Origin of the sequence: Synechococcus sp. H55.9, from assembly GCF_047462355.1 — a bacterium.
In the GTDB taxonomy this organism is placed as follows: domain Bacteria; phylum Cyanobacteriota; class Cyanobacteriia; order Thermostichales; family Thermostichaceae; genus Thermostichus.
Map to the genome: position 1 here is coordinate 1 of NZ_JANSJB010000126.1, position 3,758 is coordinate 3,758.

4 protein-coding genes are annotated in these 3,758 nt (G+C 56.7%); 2 read left to right on the forward strand and 2 right to left on the reverse strand.

The features are described 5' to 3' along the window. Positions 1 to 181 precede the first annotated feature (181 nt). Both NW857_RS12130 and NW857_RS12135 read right to left on the reverse strand, forming a co-directional pair. On the reverse strand, positions 182 to 1,096 hold the full coding sequence (locus tag NW857_RS12130; RefSeq protein WP_414348354.1) for a S1 RNA-binding domain-containing protein: 915 nt from the start codon (positions 1,094 to 1,096) through the stop codon (positions 182 to 184). A gap of 134 nt (positions 1,097 to 1,230) precedes the next feature. Next, positions 1,231 to 1,671 carry an Rrf2 family transcriptional regulator gene (locus NW857_RS12135; RefSeq protein WP_414336103.1) on the reverse strand — a complete coding sequence of 147 codons (441 nt, stop codon included), beginning with the start codon at positions 1,669 to 1,671 and terminating at the stop codon, positions 1,231 to 1,233. A gap of 131 nt (positions 1,672 to 1,802) precedes the next feature. Between NW857_RS12135 and NW857_RS12140 the strand changes: the two genes are divergently transcribed. Then, positions 1,803 to 2,798 carry an AAA family ATPase gene (locus NW857_RS12140; RefSeq protein ID WP_414336100.1) on the forward strand — a complete coding sequence of 332 codons (996 nt, stop codon included), beginning with the start codon at positions 1,803 to 1,805 and terminating at the stop codon, positions 2,796 to 2,798. Positions 2,799 to 2,967: 169 nt separating this feature from the next. Beyond that, positions 2,968 to 3,729 (forward strand): hypothetical protein, encoded by a 762-nt coding sequence (locus NW857_RS12145; RefSeq protein ID WP_414369083.1) that lies wholly within the window; start codon positions 2,968 to 2,970, stop codon positions 3,727 to 3,729. Positions 3,730 to 3,758: the final 29 nt, after the last annotated feature.

The window sequence follows — 3,758 nt, forward strand, 5'->3', positions numbered from 1 at the left end:
CTCACCCCTGGCCCCTCTCCCACTGGGAGAGGGGAGGCGAGCGGTTAGCTCTTCGGGGGATCCCTAGAAATTGGAAACTCATTCCATCGCCGCTCAAACCGATGATTTTCCTTTGATTGCCGTAAGGCGTTTTGCCATCGATCTAGGGATCTCGCATCCAAACTCGAGGCAGGGATCGGGATCAGATGACTTGGCCGTCGGCTGTGATCCTCCCTTTTAGCTTGCTGGCCCGCTCTTCGGCTTCGTCCATAACCGTATCCAGATGCTCCAGCACCTCACCCGGATGCTTTTCCAGCACCCGCAGGGAGAGGGCCATCCGCCCCTTGGTCTCATCCACATCGAGCACGACGGCTTTGAGGCGTTGGCCTGGCTTAAACAAATCCGACAGCGAGGCCACAAAGCTTTGGCTAACCTGCTTGATGTGTAGTAGCCCGGTTACCCCCTCTTCCAAATCCACAAACACGCCAAAGGGTTTTAGTCCGCTGACCTTGCCCTCCACCACTTGGCCGCTGGTGTAACGGCTCAGGTTCTCGGATTTCACAGCCACCCGCTGGGAGAGCACCAGCTTGTTGGCTTCTGGGTTCACCTCGATAAAGCCTGCCGTCAGGGATTGGCCCACCAGCTCCTCTAGACCTTCCCGTTGGCTGAGGTGGGAGCGGGGAATGAAGCCGCGCAGCCCCTGCACATCCACCACCACGCCGCCTTTGTTGGTGCCGATCACCCGAACGGTTACCGTCTGGCCGCTGGCTTGCTTTTGGGCCAGCTCCTCCCAAAGCCGCTTCAGCCGGAGCCGCCGCGCCGAAAGCACAATCTGCCCCTCTGCATCTTCCCGCACAATGAGAAACTCGGCTTCTGTCTTCAAGGGAAAAAGCACGCTCAAATCTTCTCCTGAGCGGATCCCGGCTTCTTTAAGGGGCAAAAAGGCCGGAGATTTGCCGCCAATATCTACCAAAGCGCCATCGTTCTGATGTTGGAAGATGCGGCCTTGCACCACCTGTCCCGGTTGAAAGTTGAGGTTTTGCCCGTCTAAAGCCCGGGCAAAATCTTCCGCAGAAAACGTATCAGCAGCCTGGGAGCGAGAAGAGCGAACAGTCATGGGAACGGCTCAATTCAAAAAGCAGTGGGCTTCAGGATAACCCAAAACTGGCTAGGGATCCCAGCCTCTCCTCTTTGCAGAACAGAGTCCTTGCGGCTTTGGGAGAGGAACAACTGTGGGGTATTGCACGCAGCTCAGATGTAGTACATCAGCCGCGCCTGTTGCTGTTGTGCCTGCCGGTCGCAGAGGTCTTGCAGGGTGGTCTTCTGGAGAATGGCTACTGCCGCCGCTTGGGCATCTTGCCAAGCTTTCAGGAGCACTTCCCGCTCTGGGGTGAGATCGCTTGGGGACCACTCGCGGGAACGGGCGAGATCTTCCCCCTCGATGGCCTGGATAACGTCCAACAGCGAGATCTGCCAGGGCGCTCGGGCCAGGGAGTAGCCTCCTTTTGCTCCCCGTTGGCTGCGCACCAACCCTTGTCTGCGCAAGGTGGCCAGCAATTGCTCCAGGTAGCGATCGGGTATGGACTGATGGGCCGCAATTTCTTTAATCTGCAGCACCTGGCCATCGCTGTAGTGCTGGGCCAATTCCAGAAGGGCCAGGAGAGCATATTCACTTTTACAAGACAGTTCCAAGATATCCATCCTTCCGGGAGAGCCTAGGTCTATGATACTCCGGTTTTTCGCCGGGGTTTGGTGAGATTCCGTCCTGAGCAGGCAAGGGGATCCAGCCGGTAAGGTGGAATAGGCCCCTTTGGGAATGGTTTATGGCGAGTGTCAGCACCCGTGCTGGTTCGGCGCGGATCCCGGTGGAACGATTGCAAGCCTTGCACCAACAGATTGGCAAGTTGATTGCCAACATCGAATCGGTGTTTCAGGGCAAGTCACAGGTGGTGCAAGCGGTGGTCATGGCCTTGGTTGCGGAAGGTCATGTTTTGCTGGAGGATGTGCCCGGTGTAGGCAAGACCACGTTGGCGCGGGCCATCGCCCACAGTTTGGGAGCCAAGTTTCAACGGATTCAATTTACCAGCGACTTATTGCCGACAGATATCCTTGGCCTCACCCTGTTCAATAAGGGAAAAGGGGATTTTGAATTTCGCCCTGGCCCCATTTTTGCCCATGTGATCTTGGCGGATGAAATCAACCGCACCTCGCCCCGCACTCAGAGCGCCCTGCTGGAGGCAATGGCGGAAAGGCAGGTTTCGCTGGACGATCGCACCTACCCGCTGCCCAGCCCCTTTATTGTGTTGGCCACCCAAAATCCTTTGGAATACCACGGCACCTATCCTCTGCCAGAAAGTCAGTTGGATCGGTTTTTGGTGCGGTTGTCGATTGGCTACCCCAGCCCTGAGATAGAGCGAGCTTTGCTGTTGCAACGGCAACAAGCCGAGCCGGTGGAGGCTCTGCAGCCGGTTCTCTCTTTGGGTGAGTTGCGAGAGATCCAGGCGGCGGTGGATCAGGTGTACCTGGACGGATCCCTGGCGGACTATCTTTTGCAGGTGGTGCAGGCCACTCGTGTTTCCAAGCTGCTGCGGGCAGGGGTATCCACTCGTGGAGCGCTGGCCTTGGCGCGGGCGGCACGAGCTCAGGCGCTGGTAAAAGGGCGCAGCTTCTGTTTGCCGGAAGATCTGCAAGCGTTGTTCGTCTCGGTACTGGCCCATCGGGTTCTCCTGGCTGGGTCGGGAGAGATGGCCGGTAACCGACGGCAAGAGGCAGAGGCGGTGATTCAGGACATTGTCTCCACCATTGAGCCGCCTGTTTGAATTCTTGGCTGAACTCGATCTTGATGACTCCAGCATAGAAATCCTGTCTTGTGCTCCAGTTCATAGGGAAAAGGAGAGCTAAAGATGAATCCAATAAGCTGTTTCATAACAACCGTTTGAAAAGACCATAAGATCAAGCCAACCCTGTCGTTCTACTGTGGGGCCGACTATGAAGCTTGCTACCTCTCGCCAGCTTTGGGTCAATGCTTTTCCCGCCTTGGCTGGCCTTGCTGTAGCCCTCGGCAGCCTGGGATCCGGTGGATCCCTGTGGCAATCGGGGGCAGCCGCTTTGGCTACGGGAATGACCGGCTACCTCGCTTCCGCCCTGGCCGGGAGTGAAGCCAGAGCCAAAACCCAACTGCTGGAGCAATCCCTGGAGTACTTCAAAAGCCAGCAAGAGTTAGGTCTACAACACCTGCAAAACGAGCTGGCCGATCTGCGGGCTGCTCTTGCCAATTGGGCACCCGTTCGGCAGGAAGAGGAAGCGGGCGATGGAACTGATCCTCAAACCCATTGTGAGTTGGGATCCCAGATCCGATCTCAGCAAGCATGGCTGGCGCAACTGCGTGCAGAAGAGCAAAATCTAAAAGCCTCAATAGAAGATTTGCAAGCCAAAAAACAGAAGCTTGTTCAGTATTTGAAAGAGGGCGCTGCCAAACTCGATCAGCTCCACTCACAACGGGATCTTTTGGCCCAAGAGATTGCCAGCCTCAATCAAGTTCGCCAAGCAACAGGCTCTGGCAACTTTGCCGCCCACCCGTCTGGGTTTGGAAAGGGATTCAGCTCCACTTCTACCACCAAAGCTGCCGCCACCTCCGCCTCGGCCAACACCTACGACGCAATTCTTGCAGCCATTGAGGAGAAGGTGAACGACCTAGACGACATGGCAAAAGCGATGGCAGAGCTGGGCTCGCTTGAGGGCAGACGGTAATTCTTCAAGCACCTTCCAAGTCCAGATCC